17 protein-coding genes and 1 pseudogene are annotated in these 21,705 nt (G+C 67.6%); 5 read left to right on the forward strand and 13 right to left on the reverse strand.

The features are described 5' to 3' along the window. The first annotated feature begins 90 nt into the window (after positions 1-90). Genes BM198_RS09055 through BM198_RS09065 form a run of 3 tightly spaced genes read left to right on the forward strand, consistent with a single transcriptional unit; the run spans position 91 to position 3,154 of the window. Positions 91-456, forward strand: coding sequence for a c-type cytochrome (locus BM198_RS09055; RefSeq protein ID WP_044412685.1), 366 nt, complete (start codon positions 91-93; stop codon positions 454-456). A 10-nt stretch (positions 457-466) separates the two neighbouring features. Further along, complete coding sequence (locus BM198_RS09060; protein ID WP_074969365.1) at positions 467-1,864, forward strand: D-arabinono-1,4-lactone oxidase; 1,398 nt, start codon at positions 467-469, stop codon at positions 1,862-1,864. Positions 1,865-1,876: 12 nt separating this feature from the next. Beyond that, positions 1,877-3,154, forward strand: coding sequence for a DSD1 family PLP-dependent enzyme (locus tag BM198_RS09065; RefSeq protein ID WP_074969367.1), 1,278 nt, complete (start codon positions 1,877-1,879; stop codon positions 3,152-3,154). Between the two features lie 119 nt (positions 3,155-3,273). On the opposite strand, the gene BM198_RS09070 is transcribed toward BM198_RS09065, so the two are convergent. Further along, positions 3,274-4,218, reverse strand: coding sequence for a SphA family protein (locus tag BM198_RS09070; protein ID WP_074969370.1), 945 nt, complete (start codon positions 4,216-4,218; stop codon positions 3,274-3,276). A 243-nt stretch (positions 4,219-4,461) separates the two neighbouring features. Here BM198_RS09070 and BM198_RS09075 point away from each other — a divergent pair, with 243 nt between their 5' ends. After that, positions 4,462-5,502, forward strand: coding sequence for an AraC family transcriptional regulator (locus tag BM198_RS09075; RefSeq protein WP_074969632.1), 1,041 nt, complete (start codon positions 4,462-4,464; stop codon positions 5,500-5,502). 49 nt (positions 5,503-5,551) lie between these two features. Here BM198_RS09075 and BM198_RS09080 read toward each other — a convergent pair whose 3' ends face one another. Then, positions 5,552-6,076, reverse strand: a complete 525-nt coding sequence (locus tag BM198_RS09080) for a glyoxalase superfamily protein (RefSeq protein WP_044412673.1) — start codon at positions 6,074-6,076, stop codon at positions 5,552-5,554. Between the two features lie 208 nt (positions 6,077-6,284). After that, the gene (locus BM198_RS09085; protein WP_074969634.1) at positions 6,285-6,947 is read right to left on the reverse strand and encodes a DUF998 domain-containing protein; all 663 of its coding nucleotides are present in this window, start codon (positions 6,945-6,947) and stop codon (positions 6,285-6,287) included. Positions 6,948-7,101: 154 nt separating this feature from the next. On the opposite strand from BM198_RS09085, the gene BM198_RS09090 reads away from it, so the two are divergent. Then, positions 7,102-7,971, forward strand: coding sequence for a LysR substrate-binding domain-containing protein (locus tag BM198_RS09090; RefSeq protein ID WP_074969373.1), 870 nt, complete (start codon positions 7,102-7,104; stop codon positions 7,969-7,971). 11 nt (positions 7,972-7,982) lie between these two features. Here BM198_RS09090 and BM198_RS09095 read toward each other — a convergent pair whose 3' ends face one another. From BM198_RS09095 to BM198_RS09140, 10 genes and pseudogenes are all read right to left on the reverse strand, one after another. After that, entirely contained in the window at positions 7,983-10,244 is a 2,262-nt protein-coding gene (locus BM198_RS09095; RefSeq protein ID WP_074969375.1) for an ATP-dependent DNA helicase, read from the reverse strand. Beyond that, entirely contained in the window at positions 10,241-11,899 is a 1,659-nt protein-coding gene (locus tag BM198_RS09100) for a VRR-NUC domain-containing protein (protein ID WP_074969377.1), read from the reverse strand. Before BM198_RS09100 ends, BM198_RS09095 begins: the two co-directional genes overlap by 4 nt. Positions 11,900-12,005: 106 nt before the next feature. Then, on the reverse strand, positions 12,006-12,953 hold the full coding sequence (locus tag BM198_RS09105) for a hypothetical protein (RefSeq protein WP_074969379.1): 948 nt from the start codon (positions 12,951-12,953) through the stop codon (positions 12,006-12,008). A 91-nt stretch (positions 12,954-13,044) separates the two neighbouring features. Next, on the reverse strand, positions 13,045-14,367 hold the full coding sequence (gene aauR / locus BM198_RS09110) for a two-component response regulator AauR (protein ID WP_044412663.1): 1,323 nt from the start codon (positions 14,365-14,367) through the stop codon (positions 13,045-13,047). Then, positions 14,364-16,257, reverse strand: a pseudogene (locus BM198_RS09115) (sensor histidine kinase). The gene aauR and the pseudogene BM198_RS09115 overlap by 4 nt, the downstream one beginning before the upstream one ends. A gap of 60 nt (positions 16,258-16,317) precedes the next feature. Then, a complete protein-coding gene (ggt, locus tag BM198_RS09120; RefSeq protein ID WP_074969381.1) occupies positions 16,318-17,991 on the reverse strand; it encodes a gamma-glutamyltransferase in 1,674 nt (557 codons plus the stop codon). A gap of 65 nt (positions 17,992-18,056) precedes the next feature. Next, positions 18,057-18,791: an amino acid ABC transporter ATP-binding protein gene (locus BM198_RS09125; RefSeq protein ID WP_044412655.1), complete on the reverse strand. Its 735-nt coding sequence runs from the start codon at positions 18,789-18,791 to the stop codon at positions 18,057-18,059. Further along, a complete protein-coding gene (locus BM198_RS09130; protein WP_164707494.1) occupies positions 18,788-19,456 on the reverse strand; it encodes an amino acid ABC transporter permease in 669 nt (222 codons plus the stop codon). The genes BM198_RS09125 and BM198_RS09130 overlap by 4 nt, the downstream gene beginning before the upstream one ends. Further along, entirely contained in the window at positions 19,453-20,199 is a 747-nt protein-coding gene (locus BM198_RS09135) for an amino acid ABC transporter permease (RefSeq protein WP_074969383.1), read from the reverse strand. Before BM198_RS09135 ends, BM198_RS09130 begins: the two co-directional genes overlap by 4 nt. Before the next feature lie 156 nt (positions 20,200-20,355). After that, positions 20,356-21,264 (reverse strand): glutamate/aspartate ABC transporter substrate-binding protein, encoded by a 909-nt coding sequence (locus BM198_RS09140; RefSeq protein ID WP_074969385.1) that lies wholly within the window; start codon positions 21,262-21,264, stop codon positions 20,356-20,358. Between the last annotated feature and the right edge of the window lie 441 nt (positions 21,265-21,705).

Genomic DNA, 21,705 nt, shown 5'->3' on the forward strand with positions numbered 1-21,705 from the left:
CTCAGCGCCCGGAGGCACCTGGCGTAACGTGGCGCGCTACCCACCACAACAAGCGCCGTGCCGCCTGGCACGGTAGAAGAGGGGAGTGCGATGCCGAAACCCGCGAACCTGCTGATTCCCGCCCTGCTGGCCCTGGCCGGGCTGCTCGGCGGCTGTGGCGAAGAGGCCAAGCCGGCCGCGCCGCAGAACGCCGCCACCCTGGCACCGGCCGACCCGGCCCTGGCCAAGGTCTATGACACCAGCTGCAAGCTGTGCCACGCCAACCCCGCCTCCGGGGCGCCGCAGAGCGGTGACGCCGCCGCCTGGGCGCCGCGTGTCGCCCAAGGCACCGACAGCCTGCTGGACCACAGCATCAACGGCTTCAAGGGCATGCCACCGATGGGCATGTGCATGCAGTGCTCGGAAGAACAGTTCCTGGCGCTGATTTCCTTCATGTCCGGTCAGCACCTCGAATAAGGCGTCCCCCATGGCTATGAACCTCACCCGACGCCAGCTGCTGCAACGGGCCGGCGTCGCCGGCGCCTTCACCGCGCTGGCCTGCACCCCGGCGCTGGCGGAACTGGCCCGCGCGCCCCGGCTGATCCCCTGGCGCAACTGGTCCGGTGGGCAGAGCTGCCTGCCCCAGGCACGCCTCGCCCCGCAGAGCCTGGACGAGCTGGTCCAGGTCATCCGCCAGGCCGAAGGCAAGGTCCGCCCGGTGGGCTCGGCCCACTCCTTCAGCGCCCTGGTGCCCACCGACGGCACCCTGGTGTCGCTGGCCTACTTCAACGGCCTGCTCGCCCATGACCCGGCCACCCTGCAGGCGGAGTTCGCCGCCGGCACGCCGATGTCCCTGATGGGGCCGGCGCTGCAGACGGTCGGCCAGGCGCTGCCGAACATGGCCGACATCGACTACCAGACCCTGGCCGGGGCGATCGCCACCTCGACCCACGGCACCGGCGTCGGCTTCGGCTCCTATTCCTCACAGGTCACCGGCCTGCAACTGGTGACCGCCAGCGGCGAGGTGCTGGACTGCGACGCCCAGCGCCACCCCGAGGTGTTCAACGCCGCGCGGGTGTCCCTGGGGGCCCTGGGCGTGGCGACGCGGGTGCGCCTGCAGAACCGCGAGGCCTATCGCCTGCGCGAGAAGCAGTGGATCGCCAGCACCGAGGAACTGCTGGAGGACGTGGGCAACCTCACCCGCGACAACCAGCACTGGGAGATGCTGGTGATCACCCATTCCGACTACGCGCTGTCCGTCGCCCTCAACGAGACCACCGACCCGGCCACGCCACCGCTGGACCCGGAGGAGGAGGGCGGCAACGGCTTCGTGAAGATCATCGAGAACCTCGACAAGTACGGCAGCGACTTCCCCGCCGCACGCCGCGCGCTGCTCAACAGCCTGCGCCACATCGCCAGCTTCGACGACCGGGTCGGCGACTCCCACGAGATCTACGCCAACGTGCGCAACGTGCGCTTCAACGAGATGGAGTACTCGGTGCCCGCCGAGCATGGCCCAGCCTGCCTGCGGGAGATCCTCGCGCTGATCCGCGACAAGGACCTGCGCACCTGGTTCCCCATCGAGTACCGCTACGTGAAGGCCGACGACATCCCCCTGAGCATGTTCGAGGGCCGCGACAGCTGCTCCATCTCCGTGCACCAGCACTACAGCATGGACCACCACAACTTCTTCGCCGCCGTCGAACCGATCTTCTGGAAGTACGCCGGCCGGCCGCACTGGGGCAAGCTGCACACGCTCAACGCGCGCACCCTGCAGGCGCTCTACCCGCGCTGGAAGGAATTCACCGAGGTGCGCCAGGCGCTGGACCCGAGCGGCAAGTTCCTCAATGCGCACCTGTCCTCGATCCTCGGCGTGGCCGGATAACAAGGAGAAGCCATGAACCGTCGCAAATTCCTCGTCGGCACGGCCGGTGCCGGCGTATTGCTCGCCGGTGTCGGCGCCTGGCTGCGGCCGGCCGACAAGGGCGCCCCGTACAGCGATTACTTCGCCCGCCTGAACCGCGAGCTGAAGGCCCAGGGGCCGATGCACCCGGTGATGCTGATCGACCTCGACCGGCTGGACCACAACATCGACGTGGTGATGCAGTCGGTGCGTCGTGCCGGCAAGTCGCTTCGCCTGGTGGAGAAGTCCCTGCCGTCGCCGCAACTGCTGGACTACATCGCCAAGCGTGCCGGCACCCAGCGGCTGATGTCGTTCCACCAGCCCTTCCTCAACCACGACGCCGAGCGCTTCCCCGAGTCGGACATCCTGCTCGGCAAGCCCCTGCCGGTGCGTGCGGCGCAGCTGTTCTACGAGGCTCATCGCGGCCCGTTCGACCCGGCCCGGCAGCTGCAGTGGCTGCTCGACACCCCCGAGCGACTGGCGCAGTACCTGGCGCTGGCCAAGGCCCTGAACATCCGCATGCGCATCAACATCGAACTGGACGTGGGGCTGCACCGGGGCGGCGTGCAGGACACGGCCGGCCTCGGGCGGATGCTCGAGCTGATCGGTGCCAACCCGCAGCACCTGGAGTTCGCGGGCTTCATGGGCTACGACCCCTTCGTCGGCATGGGCGTGCCCGGCATCCTCGGCTCACCCGAGGCGCTCTTCGCCAAGGTGATGACGCTGTACGACGGCTTCGTCGACTACGCCCGCACCCGGCACCCAACGCTGTGGCGCCCGGACCTGACCCTGAACACCGCCGGCAGCCCCAGCTACCGCATGCACGAGCGCGAGCGCACCAGCAGCGAGGTCTCGGTGGGCTCGGCACTGCTCAAGCCCACCCACTACGACCTGCCCTCCCTGGAGGAGCACCAGCCGGCGGCCTACATCGCCACCCCGGTGCTCAAGAGCACCGGCGCGGTGCGCATTCCGGCGCTGGACGGCAAGTCGGCGCTGTTCTCCTGGTGGGACCCGAACCAGCGCGAGACCTTCTTCATCTACGGCGGCAACTGGATGGCCGAGCCGGAGTCGCCCAAGGGCCTGCAGTTCAACGGCCTCTACGGGCGCAGTTCCAACCAGGAAATGATCAATGGCTCCCACGCTGTCGGCCTGTCCGTGGATGACCAGGTGTTCCTGCGGCCGACCCAGTCCGAATCCATCCTCCTGCAGTTCGGCGACCTGCTGGCGGTGCGTGACGGGCGCATCGTCGAGCAGTGGCCGGTGTACAGCTGAGCGCAGGGTCAGCCACCCCTGGGTGAAGCGCTTTGCGAGCAGCGCTCGCTCCTGCGGTCGACGCCAACTGACTGAGAGAACCCCAGGCCATTGCCTGGGGTTCTGCGTTCCGGGAAGGTTCAGAGGCTGAACGGCAGGTTCAGCTTGGCCCAGAGCATCTCGCCTTCCGGGCGGTTCTCCACGGCGAACTCCTTGGCCCAGCGCATCTCCACGCTGGCGTACTTGAGGAAGGTCAGGTGCACCGCCGGGCCGATGGCGAAGACCTGCCCGCGCACGCCGTCGTCCACGTCCTCGCCCATGAAGGTCACCGTGCGGCCGAACTGCTTGTCGTCGGTGGTCTGTTTCACGTAGTAGCCGTTCAGGCCCAGGCGCAGGTTGTCGGTCACCCGGTAGCTGGTGGAGTAGTCGAAGTGGAACAGCTGGCCGGACTGGTAGTCGGTGTCCGGGTTCTCCTTGTTGAAGCTGTAGGTGGCCTTGACCGACAGCTCGGTGCGCTCGCTGGGCTGCCAGGTGGCCGAGAGCAGCGGCTTGTAGGTGACGAAGTTGTTGCCGGTGTTGGCCGGCCGCGCGGCATCGTAGCTGCCGGTGGGCAGGGTGATCTCCAGGGCGGCGCCCAGGGTCAGGTCCTTGCCCATGTCCCAGAGAATCAGCGGCGCGATGGTGGTGTCGCCCTGGGCTTCGCGGCGGCTCTGCTGGCCGAACAGCGCCACCTGCTGGCGCATGTACGGCTGCGCCACGTAGCCACCGACCCGGCCGCCCAGCAGCCGCAGCGGACTGAGGTAGTCCAGGCGCGGGATGATCGCGTCGGAGGTGATCTTCACCTCCGGCACCTTGCCGCCCAGGGAGCTGATGTCCAGCTTCTTAGACTCGTAGTGGTTGTAGTAGAGGTTGAAGGCGAACATGTGGTCCGGAAGGCTGTTCACGTCCAGCGGCAGGACGAAGAAGCCATCGGTGCCGGGGCCGATGTTGTCGACACCGTTCTCGGTGGCCTGGGCGGCCAGTGGCAGGGCGATGGCGAGGGCGGCTGCAGAGGGAAGCAGCCAAGTGGCACGGTTCGGGTTCATGGGGGGGCTCATTGTTATTGTGTGTGGACGCCGCCGGAGGGCCCCTCGGGCGGCGCCATAGGAATAAGCGCTGGCGGCCTGGCGGAGCAGGGCATTGCCGGACAGGCAGGGGGCATTGAAGGCCAGGCTGCAATACGCTGTTACAACCCCTCTTGGGTCGATCCCGAACGCGTTATGATGGCCACCCTGCGCGCCTGGCCCCACAACAAGAACCCTCAGGCGCCGGATTCGGATGTGCCTGCCATGACCCTCACGCCCCTCGACGCCCAGTACGATCTGGCCCAGGTTTCACCCTTCCTGCTGCAGACCCTGGCGGAGGTGGTGAGCGACCGGGGCATCAGCAGCGAACGCCTGTGCCGTGGCCTGGGCTTCACCCCCGATGACCTCCAGGACCCGGCCCAGCGCATCTCCTACCGCCAGGCGGCGACCCTGATCCAGCGCGCCCTCGCGGCCTTCCCGGAAGGGGGGCTGGGGCTGTGGGTGGGGCACCGCAACGTGCTCGGTACTCTCGGCCTGCTCGGCCACGTGCTGTCGCTGTGCAAGACCCTGCGCGACGCCTTCGAGGTGGGCCTGCGTTTCCAGCACACCGCTGGCAGCATGGCCGTCTACAGCCTGCACGAGGGGGCCGCCGAGAGCTTCGTGGAGGTGGTGTGCCGGCTGCCCTACGCCGATGTGCAGGTGTTTGCGGTGGAAGAGTTCTTCGCCAGCCTGATGGTCTACAACCGCGCCCTGGCCAGCGCCGAATTCCAGCCCCTGAGCTTCGAGTTCACCCATGGCGCGCCGCCCTACGTCGAGCAGTACCAGCGTCTGCTGGGGCCGAACCTGCACTTCGGTTGCCTGCACAACCGCATGGTGTTCGCCAGCCACTGGCTGGACAGGACGCTGCCCGGCCACCAGCCGGTGGCCCTGCGGCAGGCCCTGCAATTGCTGGAGCTGGAAAGCGCCCAGGTGCAGCAGAAGGCCAGCCTCCTGCAGACCGTGGAGCGCGCCATCGCCCGCGACCTGCCCCAGGGCAGCCCCATAGACGCCGTGGCCCACGGGCTGAACATGAGCAGCCGGACCCTGCGCCGGCGCCTGAGCGAGCACGGCATCACCTTCGAAACCCTGCTGGAACAGGTGCGCCGGGCGCGGGCCATGAGCTTGTTAAGTAACCCGGATATGCCCATCGAGCGCATCGCCGAAGCGCTCGGCTACAGCGACGTGCGTGGCTTTCGCCGGGCCTTCAAACGCTGGACCGGACAGAGCCCCTCGGCCAGCCGTGACGAGGCGATAGCCGCCGGTTGAGGCCGGACACAGATGGCCGGGCGGATCCACCACCCGACCGAAGTGCGATTCAGTACTGGCAGAAGCGGATGCGATTGCCGAACGGGTCGTGGACCTGCATCTCCTGCCCCCAGTCCTGCTCGACAATGTTTGGCCGGCCGTAGCTGTAGTGCTTGCCGATCAGTTCGTCATGCAGGGCAGCGATGTTGCGCATGGGCACGAAGATCGTGGCGCCTGGGCTGGCGTCGCCATGGTGTTCGGACAGGTGCAGCTTGAGCCCGGCGCGGTCCAGACCCAGGTACAGCGGTAGATTCGCCTCGAAGCGATGCTCGAATTCGACCGAGAAGCCGAGGAAGTCGCAGTAGAACTCGCGCGCCTTGCCTTCATCGAACATCCGCAGGATGGGAATGCTGCGCTCGAACACGATGCCCTGGGTGTCGTCGCGAAGCTGGGCCGAGGCGGTGTTCCAGTCGCGGTAGCCGAGCTGTTGGGCGACCAGTTCGAGGGCGGCGGAGTGGCTGATGTCGTGACTGCTTGTGGCTAGCAGGGCCCGCAGCCGCTTGGCCATGACTTTGGCGTTTTGGATGGTTTGCATGTTGCCTCCAGATGTCGAAGCTTATGGGGCTCGCGTTGCCGGTCTTCGACATTCAAGAGGGTGCTGAACGGGAGACGGTGGAGCGATGCATTCACCATTCCCGAAGGATGCGAGCGGCAGGCTGCATCAGCCTCGGCGGATCGTAGTCGAGGCGATTCGTTGAGGGAAGGTCCGCCGAGCCAGGTGGACTTGCCGCCCGCCCAGGGCATCAACAGCTGGTAGTACCGAGGTTGCCAACGCCATCGGTCTTCGCCTGGCGCCGTAAGGCGAGTAGCGCCAAGGATGCTACCCAGGTGACCGAGACTCCGTAGTTGAGCCGCTGGTAGAGGCCGAACAGCTGGCCATCGGCGAGGGCCCTGCCCATCAGCACTACCGTCACCAGGGCCAGCACCACGCAGAGCGCTGAAAATACCCCGAAGCCGGGGGCATCGAGTAGACGTCTGCCGAGGAACACCCACAGGGCGCTGGCCAGGGTCAGCGAGGCGAACATCAACAGCCCCGCCAGGTTGTGCACCTGCTGCGATACGGACGGCTGCGTCGGCGCGCAACCCTGGTCGCAGGCAAAGTAACCCGTGGCGAAACTGGCCAGACCGTGGAGGAGGATCAGGGAGGCACTCACCAGCGCGAGACGCGATGCCTGAAAGCGCCTCGCCACACCCACCGCGAAGAGCACGAACAGCACCCCCAACGGAAGGTTGTTCACCCAGGCGGAGAAGCCTTGTGTTGGGGCGCCTGTGGCCCCCAACTGGCTCATCGCCTGGTCGAGATGGCTATAGCCCGGATAGGCGAGCGCGGTCAGTGCGACACCCGCGAACAGCCAGAACGGAATCAGCACGCCCAGCCCCAGCAGGGCCCGGTCAATCGTCTTCACGGCAGCACTCCCAATCATCATGGATTGCGTTCCGGCTCTTGCAGAATCGCGGCCCCATGCTAGGGGACCCCCATGCAATGGGTTACCGTTTTTTTTGCAAGGCAGCTTGCGCATGCGTCATCCTGTCGCCCCATCGATCCACGGATGGCCACCGATGACCAGACGCCTGCCCAGCACCTCTGCCTTGCTCGCCCTGGAAGCCGCCGCGCGCCACCAGAGCTTCGCCAGGGCCGCACATGAACTCTCATTGAGCGAGGGGGCTATCAGCCGGCAGATCGCCAAGCTGGAGCAGTTCCTCGGGGTGCACCTGTTCCTCCGTGCGGGCAACCGAGTCGAGCTCTCGAGCGCCGGTGTTCGCTACGCGGCGCAGATGCGCACGGTGTTAGCGGATATGGAGCGGCATACCCGCCAGGCGATGAGTGAGACAACCACTGGCGTTGCCTTGGAGATCGGGGTCATCCCCACCTTGGCCAGCCGCTGGTTGATTCCTCGGCTCGCGCGCTTCCGTCAACGCCATCCCGATATCGAGATCAACCTGCGCGAGCGTACGCAGCCCTTCACTCTGGAGGACAGCGACCTGCATGCGGCGATCAACTACGACCATCCCATCTGGCGCTCCATGCAGGTGCAGCCGTTGTTCGAGGAGCCAATGGTCGCGGTCTGCCACCCGCACTTGGCGGGCGAGGCGCCCGCCCGCATGCCCCTCTTGCACAAACATGGGAGCCCCAATGGCTGGCCGCGCTATGCCGAGTTGACCGGCATGGCCCTGTCCAGCGCGACTACGGGGCCGGTCTATGACCGCTACGCCTTGCTCATCGAGGCTGCCAAGGTGGGTTTCGGCATGGCGCTGGTGCCGAGACGCTACGTCGAGGGTGACCTGGATGAAGGGAGGCTGAGTGCGCCCTGGCCGACTCTGGCGCAACTCTGCGAGCGTTATGTGCTGGTGACCCGTCCCCTGGCCGAGTCACCGCCTGCACTCGTGACCTTCAGCCGCTGGCTACTCGCCGAGGGCGAAGCCTCATAGCCTGTGCGGTCTCAACCCATCTCCACCCGCCACCAGCTGGGGAGCAGCCGGCGGATCTCGGGTTGGGCGAAGCGCTCGTCCATCAGGTGCACCACGCCCCGGTCACCCTGGGTGCGGATCACCCGGCCGGCGGCCTGCACCACTTTCTGCAGGCCCGGGTAGAGGTAGGTGTAGTCGTAGCCGGCCTGGAAGATTGCGCCCATGCGCTGCTTCAACTGCTCGTTCACCGGGTTCACCTGGGGCAGGCCGAGGGTGGCGATGAAGGCACCGATGAGGCGCTCGCCGGGCAGGTCGATGCCTTCGCCGAAGGCCCCGCCGAGCACGGCGAAGCCGATGCCGCGCCCGCCCTCGGTGAAGCGTTCGAGAAAGGCCAGGCGCTCGGCCTCGCCCATGCTCCGCGACTGGCTCCAGGCCGGGATGAAGGGGTGGCGCTCGGCGAACAGCGTGGCCACCTGTTCCAGGTACTGGTAGCTGCTGAAGAACGCCAGGTAATGGCCGGGGCGCTGGTAGAACTGGTCGGCCATCAGTTCGACGATGGGCTCCAGTGATTGCGTCCGGTGCTGGTAGCGGGTGGAGAGGCGCTGGGCCACCCGCACCTGCAGCTGCTCGGCGGTGAAGGGGGATTGCACCTCCAGCCACGGCGTGTTGCCTGGCACCCCCAGCAGGTCGCTGTAGTAGCGGCGCGGGTTGAGGGTGGCGGAGAACAGCACGGTGGAGCGACTGGCTTCCAGGCGCGGGCCGATGAAGGGGGCCGGCACCAGGTTGCGCAGGCACAGGGTGGACTGGCGGTTGCGGCCGCTGCCGTAGGCGTTCAGGTCGAACAGCGAATGGGTGTCGAAGAGTTCGGCCATGCGGGTGAAGTGCAGGGCGTCGAAGTAGAACGTCATCAGCGCCGGGTCCAGCGGCGCGCCGGGTTGTTCCGCCAGGTGGTCGGTGATGGCGGTGACCGCGTTCTGCAGCGCGCTCAGCAGCTTCTGCGGGGGTTCGTCGTAGGCCTGGTAATCCGTCAACTGGGCCTTGTTCAGCTCGCTCCAGCTGCGCTGCACCCGCTCCAGGGGCTTCCTCAGCGGGCCGGGCACGCTGCGGACCAGGGCCTTCAGCGCGCCCTGGCGCAACTCGGCGCTGTACATGGCGCGGGCGCGCTCCACCAGGTTGTGGGCTTCGTCCACCAGCACGCCCACCTGCCACTGGTTGAGCTGGGCAAGGCCGAAGAGCAGGGCGCCGAGGTCGAAGTAGTAGTTGTAGTCCCCCACCACGACGTCGCTCCAGCGCGCCATCTCCTGGCCCAGGTAATAGGGACAGACGTTGTGGGCCAGGGCCACCTCGCGCAGGGCGGCGCGGTCCAGCCAGCGCCGTTCCGCAGCTGCCTCGCGGGCAGCCGGCAGGCGGTCGTAGAAGCCCCGTGCCAGGGGGCAGGCGTCGCCGTGGCAGGCGCTGCCGGGGTGTTCGCAGGCCTTGTCGCGGGCGCTCAGCTCCAGCACCCGCACGGGCAACGCGTCCACGCTGTCGCGCAGGGTCGCCAGGCTGTGCAGGGCCAGTTGCCGGCCGGGGGTCTTGGCGGCGAGGAAGAACAGGCGCTCCAGGCGCCCGCCGCCCAGGGCCTTTAGCTGGGGGAACAGGGTGGCCAGGGTCTTGCCGATGCCGGTAGGCGCCTGGGCCATCAGGCAGCAGCCGGTGCTGGCGGCCTTGTACACCGCCTCGGCCAGTTCCCGCTGGCCGAGGCGGAAGCTGGCATGGGGAAAGCGCAGGGCCTGCAGGGCACCGTCGCGCCGGGCCTGGTGGGCCAGCTCCTGTTCGGCCCAGGCGAGGAAGGCCTGGCACTGGGCCTCGAAGAAGGCCCGCAGTTCGGCGGCGCTGGCGCGGGTGGTGAAGGTGGTTTCCTTCTGGCTGGCGACATCGAGGTAGACCAAGGCCAGCTCCACCTCGTCCAGCCCGCGTTCGGCGCACAGCAGCCAGCCGTAGACGCGCACCTGAGCCCAGTGCAGGTGACGGTGGTTGTCGGGCTGGCGGGCCAGGTCGCCGCGGTGGGTCTTCACCTCTTCCAGGCGGTTGCCTGCCGGGTCGTAGCCGTCGGCGCGGCCGCGCACCTGCAGCGGTCCGAACGCGCCGGCCAGGGGGACTTCGCGCTGGTAGCCGTCGCCCCGCCGGGCCGCCACCAGGGCGTGGCCGGCGATGCCCTCCTGGGCTGTGGGGGAGGGGGTGAAGCGCAGGTCGAGGTCGCCGCGCTTGGCGGTGAACTCGCACAGGGCCCGCACCGCCACGCGGTAGGTCATGCCGTGAGGGCCTCGGTGTCGGCCCATTGCACGTAGCACACGCTCACCGGCATGCCGTGCTCGACGCAGAAGTCCAGCCAGCGCAGCTGGTTGTCCTGCAGGCGGTCGCCGGGGCCCTTCACTTCGATCATCTGGTAGCGCCCCTGGCCGGGCCAGAAGCGGATCAGGTCCGGCAGCCCGGCACGGTTGGCCTTGATGTTCTGCAGCAGGCGGCGGAACCAGTGCTTCAGGTGGTCGGCCGGCAGGCAATGCAGGGCCTGCTCCAGCAAGGGCTCGTCCAACACGCCCCAGTAGACGAAGGGCGATTGCAGGCCGTGCTTGGTGCGGTAGGTGTGGCGCATGGCGTCGCGCCAGCTGCCGTCGTCCAGCCGGGCCAGGCAGGCGGCGAAGCGCTCGGCGCGCCGGGCATGGAAGTCCGGGGCCAGCAGGTCGGCCGGGCCGGCATGGAAGGGGTGGAAGAAGGCCCCGGGCAGCGGGTGGAAGATGGCCTCCCAGCACAGCAGGCCGAACAGCGAGTTGATCAGCGTGTTCTCGACGTAGTGCACCGGCCCGTCGTCGTCGCTGAGGTGAGCCAGCACGCTGTGCTCCACCGAGACGAACGGCTCGGGGCGCGGCAGGTGAAGGTCCAGCCGCTCTACCGGTGCCGGCTTGCGGGCGCCGGCGCGGGGCAGGCCGAGCTTGCGCTGCAGGCGTGGGAGGATGCGCGCCAGGTGCTGGCGCTCTTCCTCGTCGCCGGGGGCTTCGGCCAGGGCCAGGGCGAGCGCGTGGGCCTGCTCGAAGGCTTCCAGGCGCTCCAGTACCCGCAGCTGGCGGATGCGTGCGCCGGGCCAGGGGCAGTCGCGGTAGACGGCCAGGGCCAGGTCCAGCTCGCCAAGGCGTTCGCAGTGCTGGCCGAGCTGGAACAGCAGCCGCGCGCGCCGGCCTTGCAGCCAGGGGTTGTCGTTGGCCGGGGGGATGTCCGCCAGCAGCGTGGCCGGGCAGGCGTCGCCGGCTTCCAGCCGCTCGCGGCACTGGTGCAGGTGCAGGTACAGGTCCACGTCGTCGCGGTGGCGGAAGCCGCGGGCATCGGCTTCCAGCGCCACCTGCTCGTACTGGTGGATGCCCAGGTCGGCGAGCACGAACTCGGACCAGTCCTGGGTCAGGTTGCCGAAGAACATCAGCCGCAGCCGGTCGCACAGGGGCATCAGGCGCAGCGCGTAGACGCGGTCGTCCAGCGTCGGGCACCAGGCATCGAAGGGGCGCGGTTCGGGGTACAGGGGCTGCAGCCGCGCCAGTTGCTCGGCCTTGCGTGCGTCACCCCGGCCCAGCTGGGCGCCGAAGCAGGCGGCGATCTCCGGTTTGCGCAGCAGGGCGAACAGCTGCTCCAGGTCCAGCGCGGGCGCTGCATCCACCCAGCCCAGCGCCAGCAGCGGGCGCACCGCTTCGCGGGTGGGGCCGATCTCGGCGTACACCAGCTTGCTCTCGCGAAAGCGCTCGCCCTTGCGCATCACCATGCGCACCAGCAGCGCCTGGGCTTCGCGCGGCAGCCCGGCGAAGGCGGCGAGGAAGGCGCGTTCCTCGTCCAGCAGCAGGTCGTCGTAGCGCGAGCCGATCCAGTCGAGCACGGTGCGGAAGTTGTTCAGGTAATAGAACGGGTCGTCGAGGGCGCTGGGCATGGCGGAACAGGGTGGGCGGATGGCTGGCTATTTATACAGCTATCCGCGCCGGCGCCCAACCGGATTTCGATCAGTGGGGTGGCCCGTGCCGCCACCCCGCCGTGCCTCAGTAGAAGACCACCGAGGCCAGCCGATCCAGCGAGTCGCCCAGCTTGTAGCTGAAGGGGCGGCCAAGGGCGCCGGCCAGGTGCTCGCATTTCACCGCCAGGTCGGTGTGGGAATAGAAATCCACCTTGGCGTTCTCGTGATTGACGGTGCCGACGGGGCCGATGATGAACTCGAACTGCTTCAGGCCGCGTTTGTTGCGGAAGGGGGTCGAGCGGTCGGTAATGGCCGAGGTGACCTGCACCTTCTGCTGGCTCACCAGGGCCTGCAGGTCCGGGTCGGCGAAACGCACTTCCACCGGGATCTCGTCGTAGGAGTAAGCGCTGGCGAGGTCCTTCACCATCAGGGTGCGGTAGGGGCCTTCCTCTTCCGGCACCTTCATGCCGATGAAGGGCAGGGCGGGTTCGAACTGCGCGGTGACGTTGCACATCACCTCGCTCTGCATGTTCAGCGAGCCCTTCAGGGCTGCGTTGACCAGGTCGGTCATGCCGAACGCCACGCTGAGGGACACCGCGTCGAGGGTGAAGTGGGCGTCGTACTCGCGGGGCAGTTCGAGGGCTTTTTCCCGTGCGCGGGGGAGGCTCGGGGGCATGTCGTCGGGGTGCAGGGTCAGGTGCATGTCCAGCGGTGCTTGGCGGGCATCGACGATGGCCTTGAGGGCGGCCTGCAGGGCGCTCTTCTGGGCCGGTTCCAGGCCGCCGAAGATCGGTTCGCTGAGCACCAGCTCCGTGCCCAGGCTGTTCTTGATGCGTGGGGTGATGCGGGTCGGGTCGATGCCTTGTGCCTGCATCAGCGCCTCCAGCTGCTCGCGGTAGACCGGCAGGAGCTCGTCGCCGAACGGTGCCTTGCGCACCGAGCGCTCGAAGGTGAGGGTGGCGAAATCACTGTCGCAGCCCCCCAGCAGGAGCGTGGTGGCGAGCAGGGGCAGGGCGAGTATCCGTGTGGTCATCGTGCGTCCTTGTCTGACGAGGGGCGGCATTGGACCACAAAACGGTTCGGCCCTGCCGCCATCGGGTTCACACCCGATCCGCCCGGCGGATTCAGAGGCCGTACTTCTTGACCTTGTCGAACAGGGTGGTCTTGGCCATGCCGAGGCTGAGGGCGGCCTGGCTGATGTTGCCGGCGTGGCGCTCCAGGGCCTGGCCGATGAGGTTGCGCTCGAAGACTTCCACCGCTTCGGCGAAGGACGGGGCATTGCCGTCGGGCGCCTGGCCGCTCTTTTTCAGCGCCGGCAGGCCGAGGGCGTAGCGCTCGGCGACGTTGCGCAGCTCGCGCACGTTGCCCGGCCAGTCGTGGGCCATGAGGCTGGAGGCGGTGGCGTTGTCCAGGGTGGGCGCGGGGCGGTCGAAGCGCAGGGAGGCGAGCTGCAGGAAATGCTCGAAGAGCATGAGGATGTCTTCGCGCCGCTCGCGCAGGGGCGGCAGTTCCAGGGTCACCACGTTGAGGCGGTAGTACAGGTCGCTGCGGAAGGTGCCGGCCTTGCCTGCGTCGTCCAGGTCGGTCTTGGTGGCGGCGATCACCCGGCAGTCCACCGGGATCGGCTGGTTCGAGCCGAGGCGCTCCAGGGTCTGCTCCTGCAGCACGCGGAGGAACTTGATCTGCAGGTTGATGGGCATGCTCTCGATCTCGTCGAGGAACAGGGTGCCCTTGTTGGCGTGCTCGATCTTGCCGATGCGGCGCTTGCCGGCGCCGGTGAAGGCGTGGGCCTCGTGGCCGAAGATCTCGCTGTCGAACAGGTTTTCCGGCAGGCCGCCGCAGTTGAGGGCGACGAACTCGTGGTCGCGGCGGCGGCTGTAGTCGTGCAGGCAGCGGGCGACCAGCTCCTTGCCGGTGCCGGTCTCGCCTTCGATCAGTACGTTGGCGGCGGTGTCGGCGACGTTGGCGATCAGCTCGCGCAGGGCCTGGATTGCCGGGGAGCGGCCGATGATGCGCTGCTCCAGGGACTGGCGCCCGGCCAGTTGGCGGCGCAGGGCGCTGACCTCGCGGTCGAGGCTGCGTTTTTCCAGGGCACGGCGGGCGACCTCCACCAGGCGCTCGGGGGAAAAGGGTTTCTCCATGAAGTCGTAGGCGCCGTCGCGCATGGCGTTGACCGCCATGCTGATGTCGCCGTGGCCGGTGATCAGCACCACCGGCAGGCTGCGGTCGCGCGCCTTGAGGCGGCTGAGCAGCTCCAGGCCGTCGATGCCCGGCAGGCGGATGTCGGTGATGACGATGCCGGCGAAGTCGGCGCCGACCTGGGCCAGCGCGTCCTCGGCACTGCCGACGCCGATGCAGGGGATGTCCTCGAGGATCAGCGCCTGCTGGCAGCCCAGCAGCACGTGGGGATCGTCTTCGACGATGAGGACGGTGAGGGGCTCGGTCATGTCGGGGTCCTCGGCGCGGGCTCGCGGTGAGCGGCGTAGGGCAGGAGCAGTTCGAAGGCGGTGCCGCCGGCTTCCGGGTGGCGCACGCCGAGGCTGCCGCCGGCAGCGGTGGCCAGGCTGGCGGAGAGGGTCAGCCCCAGGCCGAGGCCGTGCTCGCCGGGCTTGGTGGTGAAGAAGGGCTCGAACAGGTGCACGCGGGCGTCGGGGGCGATGCCGGGGCCGTTGTCGCGTACTTCCAGGCGGTAGCGGCCCTGTTCGTCGCGGCCTTCCAGCCAGATCTGGCCGTCGTCGTGGCCGGCAAGGGCGTCCAGGGCGTTGGCGATGAGGTTGACCAGGATCTGCTCCAGGCGCGTCTGGTCGATGGCCAGTTCGGCTTCGGCGCAGGTGCGGTGCAGGGTGATGGGGCTCTTCTCCAGTCGGGTGTGGAGGATGAACAGCGCGGCGTCCACGGCCTTGCCGAGGGAGGCCTGGCCATGGTCGTCGGCGCGGCGGGCGAAGGCGCGCAGGCTGGCGGTGATGCGGCCCATGCGGTCCACCAGTTCGTTGATGGCGGTGAGGTTGGTGCTGGCCACGTCGAGGGCGCCCCGGGCGAGGAAGCGCACGGTGTTGCCGGAGAGGGTGCGCAGGGCGGCGAGGGGCTGGTTGAGTTCGTGGGCGATGCTGGTGGACATCTGCCCGATGACCGCCAGCTTGCCGGCCTGCACCAGGCCGTCCTGGGCCTTGCGCAGATTTTCCTCGGTCTGCTTGCGCTCGCGGATCTCGTCCATCAGGCGCTGGTTGCTGGCGATGAGGTCCTGGGTGCGCTCGCCGATCTTGCGTTCCAGTTCGTTGTTGGCGGCCAGCAGGGCTTCGCGGGCGGCGAGGCGGGTGGCGAGGACCTTGCGCCGTTCGTTCCAGGCGATGCCGAGGAAGGCCAGCAGGGCCAGCCCGGCGGCGGCGAGCAGGCCGTGGATCACCGCTTCGCGGCGCAGGTCGGCCAGGGGCGAGAGCAGGGTGAAGTGCCAGCGGGTGTCGTTGAGGAGGCGCGCCTGCGAGAGGTAGGCGACGCTGCCGGTACCTTCGCCGTTGGGGAAGCTGATGATCTCCAGGCCTTCGCCCAGGTCCTGGCGGGCGCTGGGCTGCCATTCGTCGAGGGCCGACCAGTGGTATTGCAGGCTGCGGGCCAGGCGCTCCCGGTCGTCGGCGGACAGCGGGCGGACCGCCTTCATGCGCAGGGCCGGGTCGCTGGAGAGGATGATGATGCCGTTCTCGTCGCTGACGAAGGCGTGCAGGCGGGCCTTTTCCCAGCGCTCCTGCAGGGCCTCCAGCTTCACCTTGACCACGGCGACGCCGATGATCCGCTGCTGGTAGCGCAGGCCGTGGGCCAGGTAGTAGCCGGCTTCGCCGGTGGTGCTGCCGATGCCGTAGAAGCGGCCCGGCAGGCCTTTCATGGCGTCCTGGTAGTAGGCGCGGAAGGCCAGGTCTTCACCGAGGAAGCTGTCGGCATCGCGCCAGTTGCTGGTGGCCAGCACACGGCCTTCGGTGTCGAGCAGGAAGGTGGCGCGGCTGCCGCTGCGGCGGTTGAGCCCTTCGAGGTAGTCGTTGACGAGGTTGCGCCGGTAGGGCGTGGGGTTGAGCAGCAGGTGGCTGACGCTGGACTCCAGCTCCAGCAGGCTGGGCAGGTAGGTGTAGCGGTTGATCTCGCTCTCAACGGCGCGGGCGTGGAGTTCCAGCTGGCGTTCGCCGTTGCTGGCCAGGGCGCGGATGCCGGCCTGTTCGCTGAGGTGATAGACCACCCAGCCGGCGCCCAGCATGGCCAGGAGCAGCAGGAGGGTCAGCGAGAGGTGGCGGAGCAGGCGCGGCTTCACGGTGAGGGCGGGCGGGACGGCACGGAGGCTGGTGGTGGGGCATTGCATCATAGTCATCCGGGCCGTGCCAGCCCGCCGCCCGGTCGGCGGCGGGCCGCCTGGGTCAGTGTTTCACCACCCGGCCGACACCACGGCCGCGAGGGTCGGAAGCGGTTTCCAGGGTGCTGCCATCGACGCGGATGGCCTGGATGTCGCCCATGTTCCAGCCCTGGTCCTCCAGGGTGTAGCCCATGGCCTTGAGCTGCTCGGCCACCGGCCCGGTGAGCGGGGCGTGGGCGTCGTAGTAGATCGTGTCCTTGGGCAGCAGCTGGTGATGCACGCGCTGGGCGGCCACGGCCTTCTCCAGGGGCAGCTTGAAGTCGTAGACGTTGTTCAGCACCTGGAAGATCGAGGTGAAGATGCGCGAGCCGCCGGGGGTGCCGAGCACCAGGCTGACCTTGCCGTCGCGGGTGACGATGCTCGGGCTCATGGAGGAGAGCATGCGCTTGCCGGGTTCGATGGCGTTGGCGTCGCTGCCGACCACGCCAAAGGCGTTGGCCACGCCGGGCTTGGCGCTGAAGTCGTCCATCTCGTCGTTGAGCAGGAAGCCGGCGCCCTTGACCACCACGCCGCTGCCGAAGTCCCAGTTGAGGGTGTAGGTGTTGCTGACGGCGTTGCCCTGGGCATCGACGATGGAGAAGTGGGTGGTCTGGTGCGGTTCCAGGCCGGGGCGGACCTTCTCGGTGGCGGAGATGGCGCCGGGGTTCACCTCGCGGGCGCGCTGGGCGATGTAGGCCGGGTCGGTCAGCTGCTGCACCGGCACCTTGGAGAAGTCCGGGTCGCCCAGGTAGTCGGCGCGGTCGGCGAACACGCGCTTCTCGATCTCGGCGAGCAGGTGGATGTAGCGCGCGGAGTTCAGCTCGACGCCTTTGAAGTCGGCGGCGCGGGCTTCCTTGATGCCGATCAGCTGGGCCAGGGCGATGCCGCCGGAGCTGGGCAGCGGGGCGGTGTAGAGGGTGTTGCCCTGCCAGTCGATGCGCATGGGCTCGCGCCACTTGGCGCGGTAGCCGGCCAGGTCTTCGGCGCTGATCAGGCCGTTGTCCTGTTTCATCTGGGCGACCAGCAGCTGGGCGGTCTTGCCCTTGTAGAACTCGTCCGGGCCGTTGGCGGCGATGCGTTCGAGGGTGCTGGCCAGCTCCGGCTGCTTGAAGGTCTGGCCGGGCTTGAGGGTGCCGAAGTAGTCGTTGAAGTTGGTCTTGCCGTTGAACAGGGCGAGGGCGTCCTCGCGATACTGGTACTGCTGCTGGGCGACCTTGAAGCCGTTGCGGGCGTAGCCGATGGCGGGGGTGATCAGCTCGCTCCAGGGCTTGCTGCCGAAGCGCTGGTGGGCCTCCCACAGGCCCATCACGGTGCCGGGTACGCCGGCGGCACGGGCGCCGACCAGGCTGAGGTTCTCGATCACTTCGCCCTTGTCGTCCAGGTACATGGTCTTGCTGGCGGCCTTGGGGGCGATCTCGCGGTAGTCGAGGAAGTAGGGCTTGCCGTCCATGTACAGCGTCATGAAGCCGCCGCCGCCGATGTTGCCGGCCTCGGGGTAGGTGACGGCGAGGGTGAAGGCGGTGGCGACGGCAGCGTCCACGGCGTTGCCGCCGGCCTTGAGGACGTCGGCGGCGACCTGGGCGCCGTAGCTGTCCGGTGCGGCGACGGCGCCGCCTTCAAGGGGCGCGGCGAGGACGCTGCCGTGGGCGGCGGCCAGGAGCAGGCCGAGGGCGAGGGGGCTGAGGCGCTTCGAGTGCATGACGGGTTCCCTGTTGTTGTTGTGAAGAGGGGAAAGGCCCCCGGCAGGCCGGGGGCGGTGAGGCGTCAGTGTTGCAGGATCTTGGCGAGGAACTGCTGGGCGCGGTCGGAGCGCTGGCTGACGTCGCCGAAGAACTCGTCCTTGGCGCAGTCTTCGACGATCTGCCCGCGGTCCATGAAGATGACCCGGTCGGCGACCTTGCGGGCGAAGCCCATCTCGTGGGTCACGCACATCATGGTCATGCCTTCTTGGGCCAGCTCGACCATCACGTCGAGCACTTCGTTGACCATCTCCGGGTCCAGCGCGGAGGTGGGTTCGTCGAACAGCATCACCACCGGGTCCATGGCCAGGGCGCGGGCGATGGCGACGCGCTGCTGCTGGCCGCCGGAGAGCTGGCCGGGGTGCTTGTGGGCGTGGGCCTTGAGGCCGACGCGGTCGAGCAGCTTGAGGCCCTTGTCCAGCGCTTCGGCCTTGCCCCGGCCGAGGACCTTGACCTGGGCGATGGTGAGGTTCTCGGTGATGGACAGGTGCGGGAACAGCTCGAAGTGCTGGAACACCATGCCGACGCGGGAGCGCAGCTTGGGCAGGTCGGTGTTCTTGTCGGCGATGGAGGTGCCGTCGACGATGATGTCGCCCTTCTGGAAGGGTTCCAGGGCGTTGACGCACTTGATCAGGGTGGACTTGCCGGAGCCGGACGGGCCGCAGACCACGACCACTTCGCCCTTCTTCACCTCGGTGCTGCAGTCGGTCAGCACCTGGAAGTCCCCGTACCACTTGTTGACGTTCTTGATGGAAATCATACGGCTAACCTTTTCTGCAGGAGTTTGACCAGCTGGGAGGCGATGAAGCTGATGCTGAAGTAGACCAGGCCGGCGAAGATGAGGAACTCATGGGGCTGGCCGATGATGTCGCCACGGGAACGGGCGGCATTGAGGAAGTCCATCAGGCCGACGGTGTACACCAGCGAGGTGTCCTGGAACAGGATGATGCTCTGCTGCAGCAGCAGCGGGGTCATCTTGCGGAAGGCCTGGGGCAGGATGATCAGCCGCATGCACTGGCCGTAGGTCATGCCCAGGGCCTGTGCCGCGCCCATCTGGCCCTTGGGGATGGCCTGGATGCCGGCACGGACGATCTCGCAGAAGTAGGCGGCCTCGAACATCATGAAGGCCACCAGGCACGAGGTGAACGCGCCGACCGGGGTGTCCTCGCCGGTGATCCAGCGCAGGATGAAGGGCACCGCGAAGTAGAACCAGGTGATCACCAGCAGCAGCGGGATCGAGCGGAAGTAGTTCACGTACAGCCCGGCGATCTTCGACAGCAGCGGGTTGTGGGACAGGCGCATCAGGGCCAGCAGGGTGCCCAGGGCGACGCCGCCCAGCACGCCCAGCACCATCAGCTGCAGGGTCATCAGCAGTCCGTCGGCGAGGCCGGGAAGGGCGGGGATGATCGCGGAGAAATCCATCATTTACCCCATACGGCGATCAGGCCGGGCACGGCGACCTTCCGCTCCACCAGACGCATGAGCAGCATCAGGCTCATGTTCAGGGTGAAGTAGATGAGGGTGGCCAGGGTGAAGGCTTCGAACAGGTTGGCGGAGAACTCGGCGGTCTGCTTGGTCTGCGCCAGCAGCTCCATCAGGCCGATCAGCGAGGCCACCGAGGAGTTCTTGAAGATGTTGAGGAACTCGCTGGTCAGCGGCGGAATGATGATGCGGAAGGCCTGCGGCAGCAGCACGTAGCGGTAGATGGCCGGCAGGCCGAAGCCCAGGGCACGGGCGGCGCCGAGCTGGCCCTTGGGCAGGGCCTGGATACCGGTGCGCACCTGCTCGCAGACGCGGGCAGCGGTGAACAGGCCGAGGCACACGACCACGCTGAGGTAGGCGGAGGTGGCCGGGTTGAGGTCCTGCTTGAACCAGATTTCCAGCGGTTCGGGCAGAAGGTCCGGTACCAGGAAGTACCAGAGGAACAGCTGCACCAGCAGCGGTACGTTGCGGAAGATCTCCACGTAGGTGGTGGCAATGCCGGACACCAGGCGGTTCGGCACGGTGCGCATCACGCCGAGCAGCGAGCCCAGCAGCAAGGCGACGATCCAGGCCACCAGGGCGATGGCGATGGTCCAGCCCAGGCCGGTGACGAACCAGTCCAGGTAGATTTCATCGCCGATGCCGGTGGACTTGAAGAATACGCCCCAGTCCCAGTTGTAATTCATCAGGGTGGTCCCCTCAGGGTCTTTGTCGGTCTGCGGTTGACGGCAGCGGAAGGGGGCGCCCCCTGCCGCTGGCAGGGGGACGGGACGAAGGCGGCGTGGTACGCCCGTTCGCCCTCACGCCCGGCCCGCCTCCTTGTGGGAGGCGGGCGCAACAGGTCAGATTTCTTCGGCCGACTTGTCGGTGGGGGTGGCGATCAGCTTCTTCAGCTCGTCGCTCATGGGGAAGTTCAGGTTCAGGTTCTTCGGCGGGATGGGCTGGGTGAACCACTTGTCGTAGATGCCGTTGATCTCGCCGGAGGCGAAGACGTCGGCGATGGCCTTGTCGACCACCTTCTTGAAGGCTTCGTCGCCCTTGCGAACCATGCAGCCGTATATCTCGTAGGACTGCGGCTGGCCGGTGACGACCCAGTCGTCGGGCTTCTTGGCCTTGGCCATCTCACCGTAGAGCAGGGCGTCGTCCATCATGAAGGCGACGGCGCGGCCGGACTCGAGCATCAGGAAGGACTCGCCGTGGTCCTTGGCGGAGATGATGTTCATGCCCATCTGCTTCTCGGCATTCATGGACTTGAGCAGGCGCTCGGAGGTGGTGCCGGCGGTGGTCACCACGTTCTTGCCCTTGAGGTCGGCGAAGTCGTTGATGCCGGCGGTCTTCTTCGACAGCAGGCGGGTGCCGACTTCGAAGATGCCGACGGAGAAGTCGACCTGCTTCTGGCGCTCGAGGTTGTTGGTGGTGGAGCCGCACTCGATGTCCACGGTGCCGTTCTGCACCAGCGGGATGCGGGTCTGGGAGGTGACCAGGTTGTAGCGGACCTTCAGGTCCGGCAGGGCCAGCTCCTTCTTCACGGCTTCGACGACCTTCAGTTGCAGGTCATGGGAGTAGCCGATGGGCTTGCCCGGCTCGGTGCCGAGGTAGGAGAACGGGATGGAGGCGTCACGGTGACCGAGGACGATGGTGCCGCTGTCCTTGATCTTCTTCAGGGTGCCGGTCAGTTCGTCGGCGATGGCGGGAGCGGAAATCAGGGTCGCAGCGATGGCGGCGGCCAGAACCTTGGGAAGGGTACGCATGTGTTTCAGTCCTCGACTTTGTTTGTTCTTATCGGCGCGATGCGGTTTTCGGCGCCGTCGGGGATCTGTAATGGCAGGATGCGTGCCATCTGTATGGTGTTGGGATTTGTTTGTAAGTAATTGAATTTATTGGCTTTTATTTTTATGGGTGGTTGGGCTCGGAAGGGCTTTGTTCGGTGGTTCGGATATTGGAGGTAAAGGCGTTCGGTTATCCGAACGTAGAGGGTGGTGTGTCGGTTGGGTTGTTGTTGGGCGGGAGGGCTGGTTATCGAGGCTCACTGGGGGCGTCTGTTTCGCCTTGCCGGGCGAGTTACTTTTCTCAATCGCCAGAAAAGTAACCAAAAGGGCTCGCCCCGACATCCGGCCCCGGCTTCGCCGGGGTTCTCTCGCTCCATCGTTGCTCCGGGGGCCGACGCGATGGGCCATCCATGGCCTGGCGCG

Source organism: Metapseudomonas otitidis (assembly GCF_900111835.1).
In the GTDB taxonomy this organism is placed as follows: Bacteria; Pseudomonadota; Gammaproteobacteria; order Pseudomonadales; family Pseudomonadaceae; genus Metapseudomonas; species Metapseudomonas otitidis.